A 26425-nucleotide genomic window follows, 5' to 3' on the forward strand; every position below is an offset into this window, starting at 1 on the left:
GGGCGGAGAAAAACGACCTTCAAGAAAACCGCTCATTATCTATGCTATACCTATATTTTCTTGAAAGTCTAAAAAAGCCCTCGCTAAATTGGCGGCTAAAAACGAAATAGTGTTCTCCCTTTGCAAGCCCTACAATACACTATTCCATTCTTAACCGCCAATTTCCCAACGCTCAAAGCGGCTGAATGTTTATGTTTACCGCCCTATCCGTTTTGACAGAGCCACCGCACAAGCTATTCAAAACCAATGGGGCGGAGAAAAAACGACCTTCAAGAAAACCGCTAATTATCCCTGCTATACCTATATTTTCTTGAAAGTCTAAAAAAGCCCTCGCTAAATTGGCGGTTAAAAACGAAATAGTGTTCCCTTTCACAAGCCCTACAATACACTATTTCATTCTTAACCGCCAATTTCCTAACGCTCAAAGCGGTTTTTAATGGCAGAGTCTTTCGTGTGAGTTCCAAAACCATTTTCTCAGAGCCACCGCCAGAGCCTACGAAAACCGTTTTGGAACATTATTACGAGCATACTCCCACAAACTGCATCCAAACAAACTTCCTTTTCGCAACCTATCGCACGTTTGAATGGCAGCATTTTGTGGGAGCAAGCTCGTTGCCTACGCACAATGCTTAAAATTAATCGTATTTAAAAGTAATTGATTGATTTTTAGGTGCTTGTGGAAATTTATTGCGAAGGTTTAAAATACAAATAATTTCTAATTCTCCCAAGTATATTATTTGAAATTACCATAGGATAATAAATATTGATGTATAAGAAATACAACTACAATAATCCGAGTAGAAAGATATGATGAAATAAAAATTGATTATTTATTTGAAAAAATTACAATTCCTCCTTAACATTGCACGCAAAACAGATAACATAGAAATATTAAATTAAAAACATAGATTGCGTTTAGACTGAATCCTGTACTGAAAATCTGGTAAATTTTTTAATGCACACAGGGAGTAGAGTTTTAAACGCCACGTTCAAAGCGTGGCGTTGCTTTGCTTATGTGTGCAGGTTTACCAGAGCCACAGATACTAAGTGATAGTAACGTTCACGCTTTTTTCGTGTCCAATTGTTACCCTCACTATCCGCACTTTTTTTGAATTTCATTCAGAAAATCTTTTTCAGTTTTCACGTAAGTAATGATTTTGTTTTCTGTCATAGAAATCAACACATATTAGTTTACCGTAAACACTTGAAAATGAAAAATCAAACACCAAATCCTCACATTCAATCCGCCCAACATTGGCTTGATTTGGAAATAGCCATCGAAATAATAGCAGAAATGAAGGGAATCCGAATGAGCAAGATTCTTAGAGAAATGAATAAACCAAGTCCCGATATTAATAAAATTGCCACTTGGCGATTAGAATTACAAGATTTAGGCATTGAACGCAATCTACTACTTTACGACTCTACCCAAACTGAAACCGTCATTCAAAAATCAAAAACCCAATACAGTGAAGAAATTAAAACCTATTACGCCGCCCCACGTTGAAAAACTCCTTACATTAGGAATAACTCAACTCGAAATATCCGAGATTTTAGGAATGCTCCGAATAGAATTATTTGGAAATCGCCAAGCGGAAGAAATGCCCACTTGCTATATTGTAGGCGGACAACCATCGTCTGGAAAAACAAGTTTGAATGAAAGAATCATTGAAGGATTTAGGGAAACTAAAATAGCCAAACCTGTTATTATCAATGGAAATGAACTCAAAAGGTTTCATCCTAATTATGATGAATATTTCCAAGAAGATAGTAAAGAATCTACGGTAAGTCCGCAGTTATTCGCTAATATTTTGGTGGATTATTTTCAAGAATACGCTTTAGAAAAAAGAATTAGTTTTATCTTAGACGTTACCATGCGAACTTTGGCAACTCCATTGACAACTATTCATAAAGCCCAAAAGAAAAATTACCGAATAGAAACGCATATTCTGGCTGTTCACCAGCAACGTTCATGGGTAGGCGTTCACGAGCGTTATGAGAGCCAAAAAGCATATTTAGGAAAAGGACAATTCATTTATCAAGACCTTCATGACACCGCTTTTGACAATATTCCGAGAGTAGCAGACGTTTTGTATCAAGACCCTGAAGCTTTAAATAAGATGGTAATTTATACGGCACAGGCTCAGAATATTATCTATGAAACTCAGAGAATTAGTGGTGGAAAATGGGATAATGAAATACTTCCTTCGGAAATCCTTCATCAAGAGAGAAATCGAATTATGGACAGTCAAGAAGAGGAACGCATTTCGTGGGGGTGGAATTTGATAAGAGCCAAACAATAATAGAATCATACACAATAATAAATATTTCATTAAACCTTCGTACAAATTATGTTAATAGTCGCCATTTTATTGCCTTGGTTATCCTTCTTTTTGCGTGGAAAAATCATACAAGGTATCATCTGTTTAATACTACAAGTCACTCTAATTGGGTGGTTGCCAGCCGCTTTTTGGGCGGTATCTTCAAGGAGCGAAGCCAAAGCGGACAAGCGAAATAAAGATTTAATAAAGGAAATGCAAAAAATCAATCAACAACCGAAATAGTATATTTTGCATCTTTTCCAATGAATAAAATCAACATTTCGAGTGTGATATATAAGCGATAAGTTGTTTTTATAGGGTAAATTTACCTTATGGCATTACGTAGAATTACCCTATTTTAGGGTTTTAACACAAAATAATCTGGTCAATGTTTGGAGGTATAAGAAACACGGTTTAACATTGCAAACTTTTTTAAACCATAAATATTTAGAGTATAGAAGAAAAAATATTTTAAAATATATTACGTTTAGCTAACCCTCCTGTTCATGTAAAGCGGTCGAAAGTAAGTACATAGGTGGATTTAGGGCTAAACGTCCCATGCAATTGCGTGGGACGTTGCTTTAACTCTGTGTACACGGGATTCGACCCCCTTCATGAGCAAAGTTATAAGTATGCGTTCCCACGCAATTTTTGTTGATTGTGTGTAATAGTAATAGTTCCTCAAATTTTACCTTTAAAAGCCGTCAAATGACTACATTTTTACAACGCTCTTTGAGTGTGCTTGTGTGCATACTCTTCGTAAATATTGTTTCTATCGCCCAAGAAATTACTGACCCCAAAGCTCAACCTTTGGACAAGCCTACCGAAAGTAAAGAAGCTCCGAAAACACAAGACCCTACTCTATTAGACAAAGCTCTCCCTGTAATTGCTTCTGTGGCAGGAGGTACACCATCGGGACAAAAGCCTACTTCTTCGGCTGAAAGTAATTTTGTGAATCGTTTTCAAGATATTCCAGTAAATCTATATACGGGAACGCCTATTATTGGTTTCCCTATTTATACGCTTGCTGAAAATGGTGGTGCATCCGTTCCCCTTGCGATGGGTTATAATGCTTCGGGTATGAAAGGACATGATATTGCTTCTTGGACGGGCATGAATTGGACTGCTACCTTTCTTTTTCAAATTTCACGCATTGTAAGAGGGATTCCAGATGAAGGGAAATATACTTTGGATAACAGTTTTAATAAAACTGCTCGCAAAGGATATTATCAATACGGTCTTCGTGCTGATAATGATGATGAAAATGATTCTCAACCAGATTTATTTTTTCTCAATATCAATGGAACAAGTTATAAGTTTAGTTTTGATGTAAACCACAAAGCTCATTTTTTCCCCGAAGCAGATATTGATGTGAGCGTAACATGGCAAGAAAGATACAATGTGGGCGACATCGTTGGATTGTTTAGCCATTGGGTCGTTACGATGCCAGACGGCACAAAATACCTGTTTGACGGTACGGACATTGATAGTAGTTTTGAGATGGAAGCCACCGAAGCTACTGATAATAGTAACCACTTTGGTACAAGTAATTTTTATAAATATATTGAAGCTGAAAGAGTAACCAGTGCTTGGAATTTGAATAAGATTGTAACGGCTTTTGGACACGAAACCACCTTTGAATACCACGATACTGATTACTCATTTTTTAAAGTTGCTGACCAATCGACTACTACTGTAAACTGCACTTTTAACGGTATGGATAAAAAAATTAACAAGGTTTTTATCCGCAATGCCACGCTGTTTAAAATCAGTAATCAAACACAAGTAGTAGAAATTAATAAAGGAGGTTGGTCGAGTGATGTATTAGAAGACGGTTCTTTATATTGGTATCTCAATAACACCTATCCTGCACGACAAGACATAGATAATTATAGTCGTTATCCTGCTAATTCTTCCAATACCAGAGCTTTACACAGAATAACGGTCTATGGTAAAGACGACCCGACAAAAGTTTTTGAATGGAAATTCAATTATGATTATAATTACGGCACAGACCCTTCCAATGTCTTTTCTATTTTTTCAGGTTATTCTTACGCCATGCTTGGCTATACCCATCAACGAAGATTCAAATTAAGAAGTATTGAAGAGCCAGACGGTAACAAATATACTTTCAAGTATTATGATGATGGTTTTCCATTACCAAGTCGTTTTACGCAAGGAATTGACCATTGGGGCTATCTGAATGGTGTTTTATCTGCAAATACGATGATTGGCGAAGATGCTTTTAGAGTATGTACCAGTGGACAATATGCCAATAAAACGGCAAGTGTTGGTTGGTCGCAATACGGCACTTTAACGGCAATTTCTCACTCTACTGGTGGTACAACTTTGTTAGATTATGAGAACCATAAAGCCAGTAATTTTTCAAATATTATTGGAGGAAGTCGGGTAAAGAAAATAACCTATATTGATTCTATTTCTAACCTCAAAGCCGTTAAACGCTATGACTACCTTCAAACAAATGGTAAATCTTCTGGCTTTTTATGTCTAAAACCTGTCTATCATTTTGATGATAAAACGGATTATACAGGCTTACATAATGAATATTGGTACTCAGGTTTATACCAACAACTTTTATCAGAAAGTGGTCGTCCAGCGGTGGGATATTCTCGTGTAAAAGAAACGATTTTAACAGGTACTGAAACGGATAGTTTGGGTAGTACCGTTTCTGAGTTTTTGCAACCTACCACAGAAATAAATTTGATAGAAACGGTAACCTATAATTGCGTAACTCAATATCCTCCTGCCGTTCCATATCCGACAACCACTTGTGATACAAGCCGCTATTTACGTCCTTGGAAATGGATTCCCTTTCACGAAAATACAGTTGGTGTTCCTTCAAAAGTATCCGTTTACGGAAGAGCTAATCAATTGCTTTCTCAAAAAAGTAGCGTTTATACTGAACAACAATTACAAGGTTCAACGCCTTATTTTTTCCAATATCATTCCTTCCGATTAGTTGATAAAAATTACAACTTTGAAAAATATTACGGAGAATTTTACAATAGCTTTCGTCTAACTTCCGATACTACCAAAACGTATAGCCAAGACGGTACAAACCCTGTTATTTCATTTATCAATTATGAATACCCAATTCAAGGTAAGCACAACCAAGTCATCAAAACTATTACTACTGATAGTTATGGAAATACGGTTGAAAATTCAATAAAATACCCTTTCGATTTTGATTTTGGAATGGTTGCCCCTACAAATATTGAAGCTAAGGGCATTTATCAACTCCGACAAAAGCACATTTTTAATGCTGTTATTGAAAATATCCTTCGCAAAAAAGATTTTACGGCTACAAGTTTTGTTGTAAACGCCTCCTTCCAAAGTTATTACGATAAGGATTCTGTAACTTTTAAGGCAGGATTACCCAAATCAAACTATGTTTTAGAGAATGTACCAAGAGCCACTTTTACCGAAATAAATTATGATGCCAGTACTGATACATTCACCAAAGACGGCTCTTATGATTTAAAAACAACCGTAGATGCCTATACGCCTATCGGCTTACCCATACAAAGTTCCGTCCGTTTTGGCTCAACTGCCAAAATCAATTATGATGCTACTTATCCAACCTTAGCCATTAGTCAAACGTCTAATGTTGAGCAAGCATCTGAGCAAACCGCCACAACAGAATACGCTAAAATCTTATACGGAGCAAGCAAACAGACCAGTGCAAATGGTCTTTCCGTAAGCAATGAATATTATGCCGACGGAAAACTAAAACAACAAACCGACAAAGACGGTAAAGTTTTAAAACACCTTCAATACGTTTATCGTGGGAAAGCAGACAGCGACCCTGATGTTACTACCAATACAGACTATAACCGCATCATTACCCGAATCCCAAGATTTGCCACCACAGACGCTCTAAGTTTAGGAGTGGATTCTTGTATCATTAGTATTCAATATTTTGATGGTTCGGGTAGAACGGTTGAAAATGTAGCCCACAAAGCATCGCCAAATAGAAAAGATATGATTTCGGGAGTGGTAGATTATGATATTTTCAACCGCCCCATAAGAAATTGGTTATCCATTGAAAGCTCTAAATCAGACGGCAGTATGTTAGATACTGCCCTTGTCAAATCAACTGCCAAGAGTTTTTACGAAGATGCTATGCCTTATTCGGAAGTATTGGAATATGAAGCATCACCCCTTAGTAGAATTTATAAAAGTTATGGAGAAGGGAAAGTTTGGCGAGACAGCAGTAAATACGTTCAAAATAAATACGAAACGGCTAAAGGTATAAAAAGATTTAGACTCTTTTATGATAGTGATGTTGCTTATATTGATACTTATCCAACCTACGAATTATCAAAAATGACCAGTATTGATGAACGAGGTAATAAGGTAATCGAATATAAAGATAAATCAGGGAATGTTATACAAAGAGACGTACAAGTTGATGCAACTAATTATTTATCAACTTGTTATGTTTTTGATGAAGCAAATAGGCTAAGATTTATTCTACCCCCGAAAGCCTACAACGCTTTGGGAACATTAGGCACGATTTCTTTTGAATCGTGGGCGGAATTTAACGAAAACGTGTATGCTCTTCATTATGACGGCAGGGGACGTATTTTTGAATCTCACAAACCTGGTATCGGTTGGTCACGGACGATATTTTCTCGAATGAATCAAGCCGTGATGAGTCAAGATGATGATGAATTAGCCAAAAATAATACGTGGAATTTCGCACAAGAAGACGGACAAAAAAGACTAATTAGAGATGGGCAGGTACAATTGCCAAGTACCTATACACGTGCTTATCTTCAAAATCTCTTTGATAATTTCACCGATGCTAATCAATTTGAAGAAAGAGATACCATACAAAGTAGTAGTTTTCGGAAATATACCAATCGTAGTTTTCCATCAGCTCTGAGAACTTATATTAATGATGCTACGTGGAAAAATATTCATTATTTTGACGATTATAATTTTAGATACAATGACAACTACTCAGGTAGTATTTCTGCTTATGGTTTTCAAGTAAATCCTTATAATTCAACAGCTTACTCAGTAGCGAATGCCAAAGGATTAATGACAGGAGGCTTACACAAAATTGATAATTTTGGCGACTTTGCTTTTCCAAGTACGGTATATTATGACGATAAAAATAGACCTTTACAGACCATCATTTACCAAGACTTATACGCCCGTAATCAGAGCGATATTAAGTACAATTTCATTGGAGAAACTTTACAATCTCAAATGATTTACCGCAAAAGTGGAGATTTAGACCGCACCCGAACGACTGAAAATATCCTTGACCATACAGGTAGAGCCAAAGAAATGTACTACACTTTGAAAGAGGGAACGGTTGATAAAGTGCCAAGATTCAAAATGGTTTCGCTATTTTTTGATGATATTGGTAGGCTAAAAACTAAAATGGTTCAACCTAATGCCAATGTTATCAGTAGTTTACAGTCAGGAACTTGGACAACGGCAAGCATTTGGACAAATAACACGATTCCAAGTTTAACGACTCCAGCGGTTATCAATTCGGGACATATCATTACAATTCCTGCTAACACGACCGTACAAGCAGGAACATTGTACGATGCAGGAACACTTAATTTTCTGACGAACAGTAAATTGCAAATGGGTTCGCTTGCCCCTGTGAAGGGTGCGGCTTTGCAAGTCATTGAATACAGCTATAATGTTCGTGGACAAATGAGAGGCGTTAATCTGGATGCTTCTGGCAATACGCAAGTGTCTCTGGATAAGTTGTTTAGTTATAAGATTGACTATCATGAAGACGGCAGATTATTTGACGGTTCAATTTCCAAGTTTTCTTGGAAATCTCAAAATAGTCCTCAGAATAGAAGTTATACATATTCTTATGACCGTTCAAATAAACTCACGAATGCTCAATTTGTTGGCGTTGGTGCTGAAAATTATTCTGTTTCAACGGACTATGATGTTAATGGGAATATTCAGCATTTACAACGGTATAGTAAGACTGGGGCAAATACTTACGGTTTGGTGGATAATCTAACTTATAGCTATCTCGACAATGGTAATAAACTACAAAAAGTTGATGATGCTGTTAGTGGAAATGCACCTGCTAACGATTTTAGAGACGTATCCGGAAACGATTATGCTTTTTCAGTAGATGGAAAATTAACGAAGGATAACAACAAAAGTATCTTCAATATCAAATATAATTTCTTAGATTTGGTATCGAAAGTTATCTTTAACGATAGTACCAAAGTTGAATATTTTTACACCTCTACGGGCGAAAGAAGGCAAAGAAAAGTTACCAAAAATGGTGTAACGAGTTATACGCTTTATGATGGTGAAATGGTTTATCAATTCACTGGAAACGTAACAAGTTTGAATGATTTTAAGGTTTCGGAAATACAAAACTCAGAAGGACGTTTTGTAAATGGGAAATTGGAGTACAGTTATACCGACCATGTAGGAAATCTTAGATTGAGTTATAAGGATTCTTTGGGGACTGCCTTTATTACGCAAAGTCAGTCGTATGATGCTTGGTCAAACGTATTATCAGGTACAGAATATTCGTTAAACTCTTCTATTTCAGACCGTTATTTGGTATCTGGAAAAGAAAACGATAATATAACAGGAAATACGTTGTTAGATTGGCGAGATTATGATTCTACAACTGGTAGGATGAATAGCTTTGACCCTTCCAGTACAGAAGGTGGACAAATTTCATTAAGCCCTTTTGCCTACTCTTGGAATCGCCCAAGTATGTTGAATGACCCTGATGGGAAATGTCCGATGTGTATTGGTTTTATGGTCGGGCTTTTCACAAGTGCCATTGGTAATGCTGTAAGTGGGAAAATGCCTTCGAATATAGGACAGTTTTTATTGCCAGGTGTTCAAGGAGCAATTGGAGGTGGTATAGCCAGTGCCATTGGAGGAGCATTTTCAGGCATGAGCAACTTTGTAGGCAAAGGACTTTTACAAGCAGGTACACACACCTTATCGGGTGGTTTGCAAAGTGCTGCCTTTGGTGGTGATTTCTGGCAAGGTGCAGCCAGTAGTGGTATTTCATCGAGTTTTGCTGGTCTTTCGGGAGGTTTGGGAGGAGTAGGTCAATTATTAGCAGGTGGTTTATCAGGAGGTATTACAGCAGAATTGTTTGGTGGTAACTTTTGGGACGGTGCAAGAGATGGTCTGATTGTTAGTGGTTTGAATCATTTGGCACATGGGGGAGGTGGTGATGGTTATGGAAAACTTTATAAGGATGAAACAGAAGCCTACAATTTTATGTGGAAAAATGCAGTAAGTAAAGATATTGAACATTCTGCATTTTTAGTTGATGGAGGTGTATTAGTTACCCCAATAACTAAAAATGGACAGACGACTTCATACCCAGATTATTACAAATTGAGAGGTGGAAAAGTTTTTTTTGGTGGTAAAGGGTATAATGTTAAAGGGTATTTGCATACACATCAACGTTTAGGAAATGATGGTAAGTTATTACCTTCTGGTATGTATCAAATGTCGCCAGAAGATGGAGGCTTTTCTCAAAGAATAGGAAAGACTAATTTTGCCTTGACAAGGGATAATCGGGTTATGGCATATGATTACTTTCGTTATTTTAAGGGTGTATATCAGCCATCTTATCAGTTAAAGAATTATTCAGTATCTGGTCTTTTATCAGGTAATCAATCACTTTTTAAATATTTACAAAAATGAAAAATATTGCGTACTTTATTTTAATATTTTTTCTGTACTCTTGTAATGAGACAGTTAATTATGACAAATTAATAGAAGAACAGGCTATTAGTTTTGGAAAATCTCAGCTAAATGAATTTAATGCAGATACAATCAATTTAGTTATTGAAACCAAAAAAAGATTAGGAGATAGTTTAGAAGTAACGTATTCTATGATTAAATTTTTGAAAAAAGAGTTTGAACCTTATGTTTATAAGTTTCAAAATGCTGATAGATTAAGAATTATGTACTTGTCTTTTGAAAAACAAAATTCAAGTATATATATTAATCAATATAATGATACCAATAGGTCATTGAGAGATTATTACCCCAAACGACAGATATTTTTAAAAGGTAATATTGTTAAAGAAGAGATTCCTAATTGGGAAACTATTGAGTGGTTTAAACTTCAACCACCCAGTCCGCATAAATAATTTTAGGTGGTGCAGGTACGTTATTATCAGGTGGTGTTTGGTGGTAGTTTTTGGGATGAAGCAAGAAATGGATTGATTGTGAGTGGTCTGAATCATTTAGCTCATAGTGAAAATGATGAAGAAGACATCCATTTATTGGAATTACTTGGTGCTAAAAATAGAGAACCTTACACTGGTTTTTTGGGTAATATAGAGTATTATTGGACTGGTGGAAAAGAAAATGGATTACAATATGGTAAAGATAGAGGCATAGTTGGTATCTCTCCTATTGGTGGAGATACACCAGGAGTTTCACCTGCTGGAAAAATTCTCAAATATGGAAAATACCTTAGTAAAAGTGATTTTAGAGGATTAAAATCTCATTATCGACAAATTATAGAACACAGCACTAAGTTACGACAGTACATGAAAGACCCTTATAAATTTGACAATTTAGGAATTTTAGCTAAAAATGCTTCAAACCCTACTGTTATTCGTAGAATTATTAGTACAAGAGTTAATCATTTAAAACACGAAATAAAAACATTTAGTGATAATATAGATAAAATTTTAACGAGAAACGGTTTTTAATTATGAACATAACATTCAATAATGTAAAAGAATATTCAGAATTTATTTTTGAATATTTAACAAATAACTACGGAGATTTGAAAATAGAAATTGAAGATGATTTTTGTTGGTTTATTCAAAAGGAAGAATTTTTAGATATTTCAAAAGAGCCTGTTAATTGTACGTTAGCATCAATATATGATTCAATAGAGCATTTAAATAATTTTAGAAATAAGTCTGATTCTAATGTCCCTACTGCATACTCTTTAAAGATGTTAAGTTTGCTTTTGAGGTATTTGTCGGAAAAAGCATCCATATAATTTTACGGTAGCACCACGAGGGAATATTTTTAGATGCACATAATGATTGGGTTGAATTAAGCAAGCCCTTTTTAAATAGAAAACCTTAAACCAAAAATTCGGATGAAGAAACTGATAATTATTTTCATCGTAATACTTGTAATACTGTCATTCTATAAATTAGGTAAAGTGTTTAGCTCAGGGTCATATCCTTATTCAGAAATATTTGAAGTAAATATGTCTGATTCATCATTAATTAAAAAAGTTGAAATTTTTAAACAAAAGAATCCTACTTTTAATGCTCCATCAGTAACCGAATTAACAGATAATAATTCTGTTACTGGCAATAGATATATTTGTTATTTTTATTATAAAGAAGAAAATCAAATTATTCTTACTTGGATAAAGGCAATTGATGAAAAACAGACTCAATTTGCTATTGTAAGTATAAATGATGGTCTTGAATTAGGTAAATGGAAAGAACTAAATAAAGATTATGACTATTTTGAAACTATAAAAGAGCGTGAAAAATTTGAAAAAAGAATTCTACAACCTATGCAAATTTCTTTTAAAAGAAAATCATTTTTTTAGCCTATCGTGCAGGACAAAAATGAAAAGCTCTTCCAAAAGATGATATTAAAGAAGCTTTTGACGATTAATTGGGAAAACCTAAAAAATAAGCAAATGGGAAATAAAACAATTATTCAAGAAAAAGAACTTTTATCAAGTCCAGAAACTGTTTTAAACATTATTCAAACAATTGAGAAAGAGAAGGAAAATCATATAAACATTTTAATTGAGTTGTTTAGAACAACTCCAAGCGGTCAAAATAAAAATGATGTTGTTTTATTACTCTCGGAATATGAAGTAGAAGATTTTGTTTCTATGGTAATTGATGAGATAAAAAAAAATATCAATGGAAGAGATATTGGAACACTAATATATTCATTAAATGGAAAATTTTTGAGAGAGAGTGTCTATGATTTGATAGTCATTCTATGCTCATTAAAAACAAAATATGACAATTTTGAGGCACTTGAAATGATAAAACTTGTATTAGAAGAAAATAATGAACTTTTTTCTAAAAAGGTTATGAGTAAAGCTATAAAAAAAGTGAATCAAAAAATTGCGATAACCAATGAAAAAGAAGATTCATATAAATATCTAAAATGGTGTTTAATATGGCTTAATTCAAGAGCTTAATTCGCCTTTTTTGTGTGTACTCGGTTTAAGCTGTTTTCATTTTTTAAAACTTGTTTACTTGTTCGGTAGAACCTCGCCGTCCAGTGGCATGGTGTCTTTACCTGCCATCTGACGAAAACAATATTTATCACTTAAAATGAACAAATTGTATGATAACAAATTGTCTGAAATTTATTCTTATGAAGATTTAGACGTTGAGAATGAGTTTTTTATTGGAAGAGAACTTGAAACTTTAGAAGGTAGCATTTGGTATAATAGGTGAAATTATAGGAGTGATATGACAAAATCTAAATGAGATAACATTTCTTAAAAATCGACAGTTTATTAAGGAATTAAAGATAGTAACTGTCTTAATAAATTGTCGATTCTTTTAAATTCAAACATCCAAAACATGAAATACGCAAAAACACTTTTTACATCTTTATTCCTATTTTTCACAATTATCGGGTACTCTCAAACTGAAAAACACCTGATTGGTATTGAAAAACTAATCAATAAAACTGAAAGTTTAGATTTCAAAAGAGATTTTTATGTCAAAGGAATTTGGGATAATCGTTTGTTCAAAGACAATATTGGGTTTGTTCAAAAAGGTTTGGGCAATAGAAAAGTTGTGGCAGATTTTGAAGACAATATTAGTTCTGTTTTACTGGATTACTTTTCCCAAGAATATCCAGCGAAGATTGACCAACAAACTCCAATCGAAATGGTTGTTCAAAATTTTTGGATAAGTGAAGCCACAGGAGCATTATCAGAAACTGGTCGTGCTGATATGACAGTTGTATTTTGTCAAAAAAATGAGAAAGGAGATTTTAATGCCTTGTTTACCTTTCAAGATTTTATTGAAACTGGCGGAATGGACGTAACCGCAGGGCATCCAAAACGTATCCGTCAACTCTTGAATAAAGCTTTTATTGAATTTCAAAAATCTGATTGGAAATATTTGAAACAACCAGAACTATTCCATTTTCAACGATTGGACTCCACAAATAACATTTTGTCGGCGACAATTAAAAGGAAAGGGGGATACAGAACTTTTCAAGAGTTTTTCAATAATACACCAACCGATACCGCAACGGTTTTTATTGTTGAACCAATTGATGAAAATAGAGTCAATATTTTAGACCCTAACAAATCGGCAAGACGTTTAAGACTATATGGCTACTCTGATGGGGAAAATATCTACATAAATTCCAACAATTATTCCTATGACCAAAGCCATTACGCCAAAATTCATACCTTGGGACGATATTCGTTAGTAAAAGATAAAACGTTTTCTGTTCTGACATCCTCTATAATGACATCTGCTTTTGGCTTGTTAGGCTATCTTGCTTCAACAGGTATGAAAAATAAAATGGAGGCTATTATTGATACTAAAACAGGTTTGTCAATGCCACTAACTTATGATGTGTTGAAAAGCCTTTTAGCTCCTTATCCGCAATATAGTAAATCGTATGAGATTGCCTATCAACATGGTAATCGAAGTACAGAATTAATGAAAACTTTTATCAATGAATTGAATAAAGAATATGATATTTCTATCGGGAAAAGAGCGAGAGAATAAGAAATGTATTACTTGCTGAAAGCAATGCCAATAGACGATGAAAAGAACATTTTGAAAATAACTTATAAGATAATCAGAGAGCATCAATAGTTCGTAAAAAGTTAAATCCTTGCAAAAGTCCTTGTTGCTATGGCGGTGGCAAATTAAGGATTATTTTGCAAGGATTTGATTAAAGCGATTCAAAGGTTTCACGCTCAAATGTATGATAAAAGTAGAATAAAGTCAAAGTTTGCGTAAAATATTTTATTAAATAATAACATGGAGAAATAATTATTCAGAAATATTAAAGATAAATAGGTGTAGAACAAATAATTAAGATTGCCCAAATGGATTCCGTTTGGGCAACTTTTTTGTTTTAGACTTTTATTTTGCATACCATATTGATTTAATATTGCTTATCAATATTTTAGGGAGCATAGTTTACTTCTTTAGTGGGGGATAAGTCTCTATTCGATTTTAATATTTTATAATACTCATTGTGGTAAATATTAAATATAATTTGATTTTTGTAACAACAATATAAAATTTGCAAACATGATTAATGTAGTCTTTTGAATATTGGCTTTAATTTGGATACGATTTTATAAAACCTCTCATTTTTATGGAACGCTTTAATTGGGAGTTACGACTTTTGAGGTGTAATTAAAATTGGTAAATCAAGAATCAGAATCAAGAATCAGAATCAAGAATCAAGAATCAGAACCAAGAACCAAGAACTAAGAATCAAGAACCAAGAATCAGAACCAAGAACTAAGAATCAAGAACCAGAACCAAGAATCAATGAACCAAGGACGAATTCAATGATTCTACAAAATCCGAATCTTCAAAATAATGTAGTTGAAATTTTGTACTTAAAATATACGAATGGAATACTAATTAGGAATCTCCTAATAATAAGATTTGGGAAGATATAGGCACATAAAGTTTGCGGAGAAACAAGTTTATCCAATCCTCTGAAATCCTAAAAAACAAAAAAGCAGGTGAAACCCTGCTCTTCTAAATATCTTCAAGTCGAATGACAAGCCATAAAAAAAATTAACTAAGCCGACAGCTACCAGAGGTGTTAAGTTCATCGCATGGCTTGCAGCCACGAGGAATGCTCATATCTTTGAATTGTAAATATTTTCATAGTTTTATTAAAAAAAAGGAGTACGGAAGTAACCTGGTCATCGAAAGAAAACATGCTTTGCAATGTTCAAACTAAGGAAAGGCTTCCGTGCTTTATTCTACTTAGCTTCAATAGTACTTAAGCACATTTTAAATAATATGATGCTGTATAATATATGAGTAAAAGCAGTATAGAATATTCTCTTTTTTTTTAAATCTCAAAAATTAATCTCAAAATATATGGCAAAGTATGCAGTAGGATTGGATATTTCTTCAAAAAAAATCAATGCCTGTTTGTCGTTTATTGACGATGTACAAATGGTGAAAGTAATTAGTTCTAAAGTTATTAACAACACAAAAAAAGGTTTTGAAGAGTTAATCGTTTGGATTAAAAAACACAAAAAAGATGAAAAATATCAGTTGATCATTGGCATGGAGGCTACTGGTGTTTATTATGAAGAATGTGCTTACTATCTATTTGAGCAAAACTTTTCAGTGGTTGTCGTATTGCCAAACAAGGCAAAAAAATACATGCAAGCAATGGGTGTTAAATCAAAAAATGATATAATTGACGCCAAATCATTAGCCCAAATGTTTGCTGAAAGACATTTTAAACTTTGGCAGCCTATGGGTAAGTTTTTTTACATATTGCGGTCCATGACACGGCATCAGGAAGCTCTTAAAAGTATAAAAAATGTTTTTAGCAATCAGCTACATGCCTTAAAAAGAGGTGTTTATGTTGACAAAACGATTGTTAAACAAATACAAAAGCAAATAGATTTGACTGATAAACAGATTACAGCAATTGAAGCAAAAATAAGTTTGCATATCAAATCTGACCCAGAAGTTGAAAAGAAAGTAACAAATATTGCATTTATAAAAGGAGTTGGAATATTAACCATAGCAGTATTGATTGCAGAAACAAATGGATTTATTTTATTTGAAAATGCGAGTCAATTAGTCAGTTATGCCGGTTACGATGTAGTTGAAAATCAATCTGGGAAACACACAGGTAAAACGAGGATTTCAAAAAAAGGGAATAGTCACATCAGGCGAATCTTGCACTTGCCTGCTTTCTGTGTAGTAAGGAATAAAGTAGCACCATTTGAAAATTTATACAAACGAACATTTGAAAACCATAAAGTAAAAATGAAAAGCTATGTAGCAGTTCAAAAGAAGTTATTGGTCATTATCTATGCACTATGGAAAAATGAAGTGGAATTTGAAAAAGATTTCTTAAAGACGAATACAAGAGAAGTCAAACTGGATTTTCCTTCTCTTGTTAACTTGTCTTTGGCAAGTTAACAAACGATAAATGATGCCAGACTGACTGGCATTACACAAGGTAGAATACTATCGAAGCATCGTAGTATATCTCCTTTCTATTAAGGTAAAATTAAAGAAAATAATTTAAAAGTTGCTTGTTATTTATTATAGTACCTTAGTTATTGTGCGTTCGCTTTTATTTCTTTTGCTTCGGTTTAAAGTTCAAATTCATAGTAAATTTTCTTGCCGTTGTGTCGTCCATTTTTGTAAATGTCCAATTAGGAACGGAACTAAAATGTTTGAAAAATTGCCAATACTTTTTGTAATCTTCTACGTTTGTAAAATCAATATTGTCCTTACTTGATTTTGGTATGACAAATGCAAAAGTCAAAAAAGTAAATCTAAATTCTGCAACGGCAAAAGGCAATTCAAAGTCATCTGATTTCCTAATGTATACAATAAGTTTAGGATGGTAAGAAAATAAATAATAAGACGTTAGCATTGCAACTTTTGGTAAATTGTCAAAACTTACGTCTCCATTTATCCATTTTATTGTTTCGCCAAAATGTTCTATAAGGGTCTTGTCAATTACACTTAATGCGTATTTAGAAAGAGTCCTGTATATATTTTGTGCAGTAAGTTCTTGAGATGTTTCTAATTTAACTTTGAAGTCGTCTCTCTCAGAATCATTTACCTCTTCGTCAGTCAAATATTGTTTAATTTCAATTGTGCCATTATTCTCCATTTCAAAATTTTTGCCTTTCAATTTGGGAACGCCACTTTTACCTCGAATTCCAAAAACATTTCTGTAAAGATTCAAGTATAGAATAAGGTCATTTTCTATACCTATACCAAATTTTTCATTACAAGAATCACATTCGTCATTAGTAATTATTTTTTTGTTTCCTAAAGCTTCTGAAATTGAATGTGCAACTTTTTTAAATTTAACTTCTTCTGAACCTCTATTGCAAAATCTGCAAATTCGTTTTGATTTGTCTGTTTCTCCAATTTTATTTCTTGTGTTTTCATCAAAAGCAAACATTTCATATTTATCTCTTAACGCTCCAAACGAGTCGTCAATTTGATTGGTTAGTGTTTCATAATCTTCATTCTTTTCGTTCGCTGATAGAAAGTTATAAAATTGGAAAATTTGGTCTTTTGAAATTTCAGAATTGGGAAAAAAGAAAAAATATTCATCGTCCTTTAAGTCTTTAAAGTATGAATTTATTTGTTGTATTTTGGGTTCACTTGTCTTATACTTTTGAATAACTAAATCAATTTTGTTTTTTAAGTCTGTTGTGTTTTGTTGTAGAGATTCAATATTTACTTTAAAGTTTTCATAGTCAATATCCTTGGCAAAAACCATAATAAAGTCATAGATTATTTCATCAATTTCATTGTCTGACTTTATTTCAATGTCAAGACTTCTGGATAAGGCTAAAAATATTATTCTAAAATTGTTCATAGTCTGTCTGTGTAAAGTGATGCACAACGGAAAAATGTTTGCGAAGGGCGGGATTAAATAGCACTTCCCTTGCCCTACGCACAAAGTTTATAGAAAGTACAAAAGCCTAAATTAGGCACATTTGCCCGCCTTTTCGCAAACATAATGTTAGCGGTTTGGCTTTTATTTCGCACTTTTCAGCTTTTATCAAATTGTTTTTTTTTAGCAACTCTTTCTTTTCTATTTTGCAAAGTCCAATTTTTTGATGTTTCTAAGTATTGTTCTAAACTTGTCAAGTTCACCCAATAATTATTATGAAATCCTTTTTTAGGGGATTGAATCAAGTCCCTTACAATAAGTGCCATAAACTGATGAATTTTAAACCATTTAGTTATTTGAACTATGTCTAAGTTACTTAATTGATTTGTAAGGTCTTCATTTTGTTTTGTATTTTCTCTGTTTAATGCAAATTCCCATTGCCCGTGAGCAATTTTATTCCTTAATACACTTGGCTTTATTATGAACTCATCAATGATTTTTAGTATTGAGTTTCGTCTATTAGTTAAATCTGTATTGTTGCTCCAATCACCAACTTTGTTCATTGCCAAGTCAATCATAGTCTTCCAACCATCTTCAAGTTTGTTGTTTTTTGCAGACTTGATAGTTTGAATTTCAGCACTTGTAAAACCGTCTGGTGTATGAACAATTTGTATAAATTGTGCTTCGGATAAAGTACAGTATAGCAATGCCAAAAGTTTACTCTTTACTTCAACCTGAAAATCATCATTTTTTTTCAAACAGAAATTTATGTCCCTAATCAAGTTTGCCTGAACTTGTTTAAGTCGCCTTACATTTCTACTTTGCAAAACATACAAGTCATTAATTTCTTGCCTTGTCATCTGATTTTTAATATTTGAGGGGGAAACGGGACTCGAACCCGTCATCTCTTAGACTTATTTCTAAGTAAAGCACATTAGTCCCACGTTATGCTATCTCCCTTGTTATTTATTTTTTGTTGTTAATTTTAGCCTAACCGCTAACGAGCCTATAACCGTCACCAGTTGTGAAAACTTGTTTATTTATGGCATCTATCCAACCGATTTGGAAGATAACCGCCACGAATTGCTTTTTTGAAAATTAAAGATATTCGATGAAGTAATTTTGCGATATAATGATTAGTAAAGGTGGTAAAACCTGTGTAGCGTATTTCATTAGCAATTGGTTTAAAAATTTCAATATTGATTCTGTGTCAATAGAGGATTACAATATTAGTCTAAATTTCATTAATATTTTAGCGTAGAATTGCCTGATTTTACAAAATAAACTTCATTTGAATTTCTAAAGTATTTTTAGCAACTTAGCCATACGTATCTACTCAACGTTACCTTGACAGCCGTCCACAATAGATTTTTACCAAAATTGACAAAGAACCGTTAATCTACTGATTATGGTGAAACAGCACCACTTGTGGATAAGTGGTTAGCGAGATTTACAAAGATAATTGTGGATTGATAGGATTGCCATAAATTCGATATTTTCTCAAATAAAACACTTAAAAATGATTCTATACATTAAAAATATGGTCTGTAATCGTTGCATACGAGATGTGAAGGATATATTTCATGCTTTAAATATTCCTATCAATCAAATTTCTTTGGGTGAAATTGAAGTAGAGCAAGGGCGACTTCCTGCCCAATTACAAAGCCTTAAAGAGTCTTTAAGTAACAATGGTTTTGAGTTAATTGAAGATAAAAAAGTTCAGATAATTGAGATAATTAAAACCTTGGTCATTCAGCAAATACAGCAGGAAAATAAAGAACGAAATCTTAATTTCTCGACCCTTATCGTTGAGAAACTCAATAAAGATTACTCCTATTTAAGTAGTCTGTTTTCATCGGTGGAAGGTATCACCATTGAAAAATATATACTCTTGCAAAAAGTTGAAAAAATTAAGGAGTTATTAGTTTATAATGAATTGAGCCTTAGCGAAATCGCTTTTCGTTTAGATTATAGCAGCGTTCAACATCTTTCAACCCAATTCAAGAAAACAACGGGATTGAATCCCAGCTATTTTAAAAAGTTAAAAGACCATCTAAGAAAACCTCTCGACCAAGTTTAATGAGAAAATTGTATAACTCTTTTCAATAATTGTGTAAGAAAATACTCCTTCCATTGCCCGAAATTTGTGTTATCAATCATTTAAAGCAAACACAAATAATGAAGGTTATTCAAGCAATGCTTATGGTGCTATTAGGATTTATGGCACTACAAGTTCAAGGGCAAGACAAAGATTACAAAGGACACATTATCAACGAGAAAGGGCAAATTTTTAATAATGGTGTTCAAATTGGTATGACTTCCAAAGAGGGTATTATCAAAAATGCCGACGGTCAAAAAATTGCATTCATGGATGGACAAGGGAATTTAGTTGATGCCAAAACGGGAATGAAAATGGGGAAAATGGGTAAAGATGGTAAAACGTATTATAATGCCAAAGGTGAATTACAATTTAGAGTAAATACTGAAAAAGGAGAAACCTGTGATATTTTCGACAAAAAAGGAAATAAAATCGGGAATGTTCATCAAAGTTTTAAAGGTGTTGCGTGTGCTTTGCATTGTTTTGACCACAAATTAGATTCAAGAACACATAAAAAAATGAAATAATGAACAGAAGACTTTTTTTAGCTACTTCCCTTACGATTACTACGTTTTTATCTCGTGCCAATGGGAAAACTCAAACGGTAAAAATTAAGACTTCTGCCGTTTGCGGAATGTGTCAAGATAAAATAGAAAATGCTTTTAAAACGATTAAAGGTGTTGAAAAGGTTGCACTTGACTTGGAGAGCAATATTTTAACCATTGATTTTGATAATAAAAAAGTAAGTGTTTCAGAACTGAAAAGCACTTTAACTAAGTTGGGGTATGATGCCAACGAATTAAAAGCGACTAAAGAAGGCTTTGAAAAATTGCCTCATTGTTGTAAGAAAATGTAAAAGTCAAAAATGACTCTGTCTCACTATTCAAAACTATTTTTTTGTTATTATGATTTATACAATTTGTTTATTATCAGACAGATACATTCGTTTTTAGACAGGGAGGTATCTTGTTTTCCAACTTAAACTCTATTACTATTATGCCAGAAACAATTAGAACACATTATCTTTTAGCGGTAGAGAATCTGAAACCCCGCATGGTTAGCAATCGTCCTGAGTGGTATAATCATGTTGTTAATTTACCCACACAGCAACAAGCTGTTTACACAACCCTTTTATTGGATTATCAAGTCAAAACAGAGGGCTTTGTTGGTTATCTTACCAGTTCATTTGGAATGTTTGCTACACAAGCACTCACGAATTTAGAAAAAATTGGAAGCGTCAAACATTTCCATATTTTGCAAAATGTATTGGATTCTGTGAATAAAGAACCCATTGAAGACCTTAGCCAATATGACCAACAGTACCAAGCCATTGAGGATGAAAATCTTAACGAATTATTGGTGTCTTTTTTAGATGAAAACGCTTAATATTACCCAATCACTAAAAATTAGAGCAGACGAAAGTCTGCTTTTTTTATGAGTGGATTCTTGGTGTTTCATTTAATTGAAAACAAGAATTACTCCATTGATTTACACTTATCAGTAAGTGTTTGAAAATCAAAAAATAGAAAGAGATAAACAATCTAAACGTGAGACTTTATCCCCGAAACTTATTATGATAACAATCATACTATTTTTTTGAGTTTTCGGCACAAAAATACATTTGCTGCCGAAATATTAATTTTGTATCTTTGCTATTGAAATATTAATTCTTTACATGAAAATTCAGAATATACATACGACTGATTTACGTCCAATTTTTGTGAAAAATCAAGAATTGGGAAGAGAAAGTATAGAAGACTATCTCAGAACGATTGGTAACTATAATGTTGAATATACATTGAATAGTTTAGTTAAAAGTGGTTTGCTCGAAAGAACAGGTAGAGGAAGATATTCACTTGGATTGAAACGGCAAATTTATTCCCCACCCTTAGAAAACGCAATAAAAGGAATTTACGGATTAATTCAAGAAGAAAAGCCATTGCTTGAATGTTGTGTTTGGAGAACCTCCATTATCAATGAATTTACCTTACATCAAGCAGGGCGTTTTGCCCAAATAGTTGAAATAGAGCGAGACGGATTAGAAGCAGTCTTTGATTTATTACGTGACCATTACCCAAATGTTTATCTGAATCCATCGGATGAATTATTGGATAGATATATTGCCTACCAGAATGATGCTATCATTATTATTCCTTTGACCTCCGAAGCTCCAATGCAAAAAATAGAAGGAATTAGAACCACAACGATTGAAAAACTTTTGGTGGATTTAATAGTGGATATTAAACTTTATGAGTCATTTCAAGGAGCGGAACTTGCTTATATTATCAAAGAAGCCTTCCGAAAATATCCTATCAATAAGGATAAAATGTTACGATATGCCAGACGGCGACGTAAAGGTAATAAAGTTGAAATTATGATTGAATTGAGTTTACAAACAGAAGATTTTTAGAAATTATGATTGATAAAGAAGTAAGCCACTCCCTTGAATGGCTCAATAAGTTTTCGCAGTTGAACAATGGGGCGGATAAAATTTTGGTTGAAAAAACTGTGAGGGCATTAACTTTGTTGGAAGGTTTAGTAGAGAGTAAGCTAAATTTTATTTTCAAGGGTGGAACAGCATTAATGTTGATGCAGCAAAATAATCCCAAAAGGCTTTCAATTGATATTGACATTATTATCCCCAAAGTATCGGATAGTTTATTAGAGACTTTAAAGCAAGTGTCAGAAAATCAGGGATTTATTAGAGTTGAAGGGCAAGAAAGAAAAACTGAGATAAATATTACAAAAGAGCATTTTAAGTTTTTTTATATTCCTACACACCTAACAAATCAGTCAGAAGATTATATATTATTGGACATCTTGTATGAAGAGAACCCATACCAAAAGATAGTTGAAACACCCTTCAATTCACCATTTTTGTTTCAAGTCGGTGAGGTTCAAACGGTTAAAACTCCCTCATTTGAAGATATACTTGGGGATAAAATGACAGCTTTTGCACCCAATACAACGGGTATTCCATACTATAAAGGGAAGTTTTCAAAAAGTATGGAGATTATTAAACAATTGTATGACGTTGCTAATTTATTAGAATCAATCAATGACCTTTCCATCGTTAGAAAAACATTCAAACGTTTGGCGGAAATAGAATCACAATATCGTCAATTAGAGATTACGCATAATGATGTATTGCAAGATACTTACCAAACGTGTTTATGTTTGGCTTTGCGAGGAGCAGATGGAATCGGCAATTTTGAAGAACTCCTTTCTGGCATCAAAAAGGTAAGCCGATTTATGTTTTCTGAAAATTTTAGCTATGAAAAAGTGGTGGTAATGACAGGTAAAATTGCCTACCTCACCCGTTTAGTAGCTAATGATGAAACCGAAGTAAACCTTTTTAAAGGTGCAAATACCGTTAAAGATTTAACAATAGTACAACCACACAATACCAAACTAAATAAACTGAAAAAGCAATACCCAGAGGCTTTTTGGTATTGGTGGTTGGCGACAAAAAATTAAAATGATACAAGAAAAAAATATGCGATTTTCATTTTCGGGGTATGAGTCTTTTCAGTGCCGTCATTTGTAGTTAAAGGAAATCTATGGTTTTGTTAATCAAGGGAATGAGTTTACACAGGAAGATGCAATCGTTAAATTAGGTGTTGGGAAAAAGATGGTATCTTCAATTCGCTATTGAATGAACAAAAATGACAACATTGCCACAAAATGATGATTTAGATATAGCTAAATTGTCTTCGGTATTCTCAGATACCACGAACTCTTATAAATTCTATTGGTTTCTGTCAATTTTAGATAGTTTACAGGAAAACGATAATACGCTTATTTCTTATAATGACATTGCAGTAAGAATGATTGCGAATGTTTGGTACCCTCTAAACTATTTCAAACTCTCATTTGGTAAGCAAGATGGATTTAAACAAGTTGCGGAGTTTGTTAATGATAAAATTAAAATAGATGATAAAGTGAACTCACCACAACTCTTTTCTCAAATTAATTCAAAAATGAATGAAGAAGAGCTTAAAGAGTTAAGTCATAGAATTCGAGAATTATTAAGATGGGTACCATATAGGTTTATTCGTCCGTATTTTTCTGAAGAGACAAGGGGATTTCCTGACCATCAAGTTAATAATAAAATTATAGAATTATGTAACCAAAACTTTGAAAATAATAGTCAAAAAGTAATATACAGATTTCATGCTAACCATATAGAATTAAATCAAAACTGGATTCAATATTTTAATAAGCATCAAATAATAATTAGAGGTTTTATTTTCTGGCATCTAATAAAGTTTTTACAGAAAAATAATCCCAATGTCGTAGGGCTAAGTGAAAAACTGGAAAAGCCACAACAGCGAAACTTGAAACAAGCAAATACTTTTTGGAAGGATTATTTAAAGGAAAATAGCCAATTAAAATGTATTTATACAGGTCAAAACATTACAGTTCAAAATATGAGTTTAGACCATTTTCTACCTTAGTCGTTTGTTGTTCATGACAAAATTTGGAACATAATACCAACTCTCCAAAATATAAACTCTTCAAAATATAATTGGCTTCCATCGACTGAACATTACATAGATTCATTTGTAAATACACAATTTAAGGCTTTTCATTTTCATTTAGAAAGAAACAATTCTAAATTATTAGAAGATTATACTCTTCTTTTTGGAATGGAGGAGAATCAAATGAAAGATTTTAAGGAAGACGATTTTTCAACAATCTTGAAGAAGCAAATATTACCTCAAATTCAAATGGCAAAGAATATGGGGTTTAATTACCCTTTTATTTACCAAAATAGTTTATGAGTTTTGGTGAAGTAAACAAAATAATATTCAGTCACAAGACACACAGGCTCTCCCTGTAAAAGTAAGTGCATCAAAAGTGTGGGGCAAATGATTTTTGATTCTCTTAACTTAAAAGCACATGAGGTTCAATAAGTAATCTTATACCGACTTTCTTGAAATAAGAAGTGTTTGTCTCGCACTTTTTGATTCACTCCTAAATACAACAAAAATAAAAAATGGACTAACTTTGTTGCTATCTAAACTTATGAAAAATTTAGTTTCAATACTTCTAAGTATAAATATTAACTGATGAAGAACGATTGGAAAAGGATTACAAATAGAACTAATCTTATAATAGATTACCCAAATAAAAATGATATATCTTGATAATAACGCCACTACCCAAATTGACCCCGAAGTTTTGGCAGTAATGCTTCCATTTCTTACTGATAATTTCGCCAATGCAAGTTCCACGCACGCTTTCGGTTTGGGAGCAAATGATGCTGTTAAAAATGCTCGCCAACAAGTTGCAGATTTAATTGGCTCACAACCTCACGAAATTGTTTTTACTTCTGGGGCTACCGAGGCTATTAATTTGGCTATCAAAGGTGTTGCCGAAAATTATTCTTCAATTGGTAAACATATCATTACCGTTCAAACAGAACACTCAGCCGTTTTAGATGTCTGTAAATATCTGGAAACCAAAGGTTTTGACATTACATTTCTGCCTGTTCAATCAGATGGAATGATTGATTTAGCTGTTTTCAAAGCCTCATTACGCCCTGATACTATCTTGGTATCGGTGATGTTAGTCAATAATGAATTAGGCACAATTCAGCCTATTAAAGAAATTGCGAAACTTACGCATGAAGTTGGGGCGTTATTTATGACTGATGGAACGCAAGCCGTTGGAAAATTGCCTATCAATGTTGATGAATTAGATATTGACTTAATGACAATGTCTGCCCATAAATTCTACGGCACAAAAGGCGTGGGAGCATTATTTGTCCGACAAAGACGAAATAGGCTCATAAAATTAGGAGCATTACTACATGGGGGCGGACATGAAGGTGGCAAACGTTCTGGCACATTGAACGTTGTAGGTATAGTAAGTATGGGAAAAGCCGCCGAATTATGTCAGCAGAAAATGAAGGTAGATACCCAAAGTATCGGAGCATTGAGAGACGAATTAGAAAAGGCACTATTGCAAATTCCAGATACTTCTATCAATGGAAATACTGTTCATAGGCTTTATAACACCACAAATATCAAATTTAAAGGATGTGATTCCGATGCTTTGATTATGGGTTTACAAGATATTGCAGTTTCCAATGGTTCTGCCTGTACTTCAGCTTCTATTGACCCATCGCACGTGCTAATGGCTTTAGGAATGACTGAAACCGAAGCCTTTTCATGTATTCGTTTCAGCTTTGGACGGTTCAATAAAGCGGAAGAAATACCTGTGGTGGTGGAAGCTGTGCGGAAAGTGGTGGAAAGTTTGAGGGCTTGGAATTAGTGAAATATTGGTAGAAAAATTTTCAATTTGGTCGACACTGGTTGGCTAATTGAAAAACCTGATATTATCAAAGACTAAAATATGGAGGTTTTGGATGGATTTAGCTTAA

The 26425-nt window shown here is 33.4% G+C and carries 23 protein-coding genes; 21 read left to right on the top strand and 2 right to left on the bottom strand.

Annotation, left to right across the window (positions count from 1 at the left end):
* Window positions 1-1210 precede the first annotated feature (1210 nt).
* The 12 genes from LV89_RS22085 to LV89_RS22135 all read left to right on the top strand — a co-directional run bounded on the left by LV89_RS22085 (window position 1211) and on the right by LV89_RS22135 (window position 16495).
* The gene (locus LV89_RS22085; protein WP_109745105.1) at window positions 1211-1507 is read left to right on the top strand and encodes a hypothetical protein; all 297 of its coding nucleotides are present in this window, start codon (window positions 1211-1213) and stop codon (window positions 1505-1507) included.
* Window positions 1470-2303, top strand: coding sequence for a zeta toxin family protein (locus LV89_RS22090; RefSeq protein WP_146199233.1), 834 nt, complete (start codon window positions 1470-1472; stop codon window positions 2301-2303). Before LV89_RS22085 ends, LV89_RS22090 begins: the two co-directional genes overlap by 38 nt.
* Before the next feature lie 48 nt (window positions 2304-2351).
* Window positions 2352-2564, top strand: coding sequence for a YqaE/Pmp3 family membrane protein (locus LV89_RS22095; RefSeq protein WP_109745107.1), 213 nt, complete (start codon window positions 2352-2354; stop codon window positions 2562-2564).
* Window positions 2565-3029: 465 nt separating this feature from the next.
* A complete protein-coding gene (locus LV89_RS22100) occupies window positions 3030-10019 on the top strand; it encodes a DUF6443 domain-containing protein (protein WP_109745108.1) in 6990 nt (2329 codons plus the stop codon).
* The gene (locus LV89_RS22105) at window positions 10016-10471 is read left to right on the top strand and encodes a hypothetical protein (protein WP_109745109.1); all 456 of its coding nucleotides are present in this window, start codon (window positions 10016-10018) and stop codon (window positions 10469-10471) included. Before LV89_RS22100 ends, LV89_RS22105 begins: the two co-directional genes overlap by 4 nt.
* A 9-nt stretch (window positions 10472-10480) precedes the next feature.
* Window positions 10481-11041 (top strand): hypothetical protein, encoded by a 561-nt coding sequence (locus LV89_RS22110; protein ID WP_146199234.1) that lies wholly within the window; start codon window positions 10481-10483, stop codon window positions 11039-11041.
* 2 nt (window positions 11042-11043) lie between these two features.
* Window positions 11044-11340, top strand: coding sequence for a hypothetical protein (locus LV89_RS22115; protein WP_109745111.1), 297 nt, complete (start codon window positions 11044-11046; stop codon window positions 11338-11340).
* A 216-nt stretch (window positions 11341-11556) separates the two neighbouring features.
* Window positions 11557-11910 carry a hypothetical protein gene (locus LV89_RS22120; RefSeq protein WP_109745112.1) on the top strand — a complete coding sequence of 118 codons (354 nt, stop codon included), beginning with the start codon at window positions 11557-11559 and terminating at the stop codon, window positions 11908-11910.
* 93 nt (window positions 11911-12003) lie between these two features.
* Window positions 12004-12522, top strand: coding sequence for a hypothetical protein (locus tag LV89_RS22125; protein WP_146199235.1), 519 nt, complete (start codon window positions 12004-12006; stop codon window positions 12520-12522).
* A gap of 136 nt (window positions 12523-12658) precedes the next feature.
* Entirely contained in the window at window positions 12659-12784 is a 126-nt protein-coding gene (locus LV89_RS25870; protein WP_262509878.1) for a hypothetical protein, read from the top strand.
* A gap of 129 nt (window positions 12785-12913) precedes the next feature.
* Window positions 12914-14083 (top strand): DUF6563 family protein, encoded by a 1170-nt coding sequence (locus LV89_RS22130; RefSeq protein ID WP_109745114.1) that lies wholly within the window; start codon window positions 12914-12916, stop codon window positions 14081-14083.
* Window positions 14084-15430: 1347 nt separating this feature from the next.
* Window positions 15431-16495, top strand: a complete 1065-nt coding sequence (locus LV89_RS22135) for an IS110 family RNA-guided transposase (RefSeq protein ID WP_109745115.1) — start codon at window positions 15431-15433, stop codon at window positions 16493-16495.
* A 157-nt stretch (window positions 16496-16652) separates the two neighbouring features.
* Here LV89_RS22135 and LV89_RS22140 read toward each other — a convergent pair whose 3' ends face one another.
* Together LV89_RS22140 and LV89_RS22145 are read right to left on the bottom strand one after the other, a co-directional pair.
* Window positions 16653-17921 (bottom strand): hypothetical protein, encoded by a 1269-nt coding sequence (locus tag LV89_RS22140; protein ID WP_109745116.1) that lies wholly within the window; start codon window positions 17919-17921, stop codon window positions 16653-16655.
* Between the two features lie 176 nt (window positions 17922-18097).
* Window positions 18098-18799, bottom strand: coding sequence for a hypothetical protein (locus LV89_RS22145; RefSeq protein ID WP_109745117.1), 702 nt, complete (start codon window positions 18797-18799; stop codon window positions 18098-18100).
* A 659-nt stretch (window positions 18800-19458) separates the two neighbouring features.
* Between LV89_RS22145 and LV89_RS22150 the strand changes: the two genes are divergently transcribed.
* From LV89_RS22150 to LV89_RS22190, 9 genes are all read left to right on the top strand, one after another.
* Complete coding sequence (locus LV89_RS22150) at window positions 19459-20019, top strand: helix-turn-helix domain-containing protein (RefSeq protein ID WP_109745118.1); 561 nt, start codon at window positions 19459-19461, stop codon at window positions 20017-20019.
* A gap of 98 nt (window positions 20020-20117) precedes the next feature.
* On the top strand, window positions 20118-20564 hold the full coding sequence (locus LV89_RS22155; RefSeq protein ID WP_109745119.1) for a hypothetical protein: 447 nt from the start codon (window positions 20118-20120) through the stop codon (window positions 20562-20564).
* On the top strand, window positions 20564-20893 hold the full coding sequence (locus tag LV89_RS22160; protein ID WP_109745120.1) for a heavy-metal-associated domain-containing protein: 330 nt from the start codon (window positions 20564-20566) through the stop codon (window positions 20891-20893). Before LV89_RS22155 ends, LV89_RS22160 begins: the two co-directional genes overlap by 1 nt.
* 140 nt (window positions 20894-21033) lie before the next feature.
* Window positions 21034-21423: a DMP19 family protein gene (locus LV89_RS22165; RefSeq protein WP_109745121.1), complete on the top strand. Its 390-nt coding sequence runs from the start codon at window positions 21034-21036 to the stop codon at window positions 21421-21423.
* A 289-nt stretch (window positions 21424-21712) separates the two neighbouring features.
* Window positions 21713-22447 carry a DUF6577 family protein gene (locus tag LV89_RS22170; RefSeq protein ID WP_109745122.1) on the top strand — a complete coding sequence of 245 codons (735 nt, stop codon included), beginning with the start codon at window positions 21713-21715 and terminating at the stop codon, window positions 22445-22447.
* Between the two features lie 5 nt (window positions 22448-22452).
* Entirely contained in the window at window positions 22453-23514 is a 1062-nt protein-coding gene (locus LV89_RS22175) for a nucleotidyl transferase AbiEii/AbiGii toxin family protein (RefSeq protein WP_109745123.1), read from the top strand.
* Between the two features lie 79 nt (window positions 23515-23593).
* A complete protein-coding gene (locus tag LV89_RS25970; RefSeq protein ID WP_109745154.1) occupies window positions 23594-23692 on the top strand; it encodes a DUF4007 family protein in 99 nt (32 codons plus the stop codon).
* A gap of 10 nt (window positions 23693-23702) precedes the next feature.
* Window positions 23703-24494, top strand: a complete 792-nt coding sequence (locus tag LV89_RS22185) for a hypothetical protein (protein WP_229201578.1) — start codon at window positions 23703-23705, stop codon at window positions 24492-24494.
* Window positions 24495-25173: 679 nt separating this feature from the next.
* Complete coding sequence (locus tag LV89_RS22190; RefSeq protein WP_109745124.1) at window positions 25174-26316, top strand: cysteine desulfurase family protein; 1143 nt, start codon at window positions 25174-25176, stop codon at window positions 26314-26316.
* The last annotated feature ends 109 nt before the right edge of the window (window positions 26317-26425 follow it).

The sequence above is a fragment of the Arcicella aurantiaca genome, from assembly GCF_003148625.1.
GTDB classification, from domain to species: domain Bacteria; phylum Bacteroidota; class Bacteroidia; order Cytophagales; family Spirosomataceae; genus Arcicella; species Arcicella aurantiaca.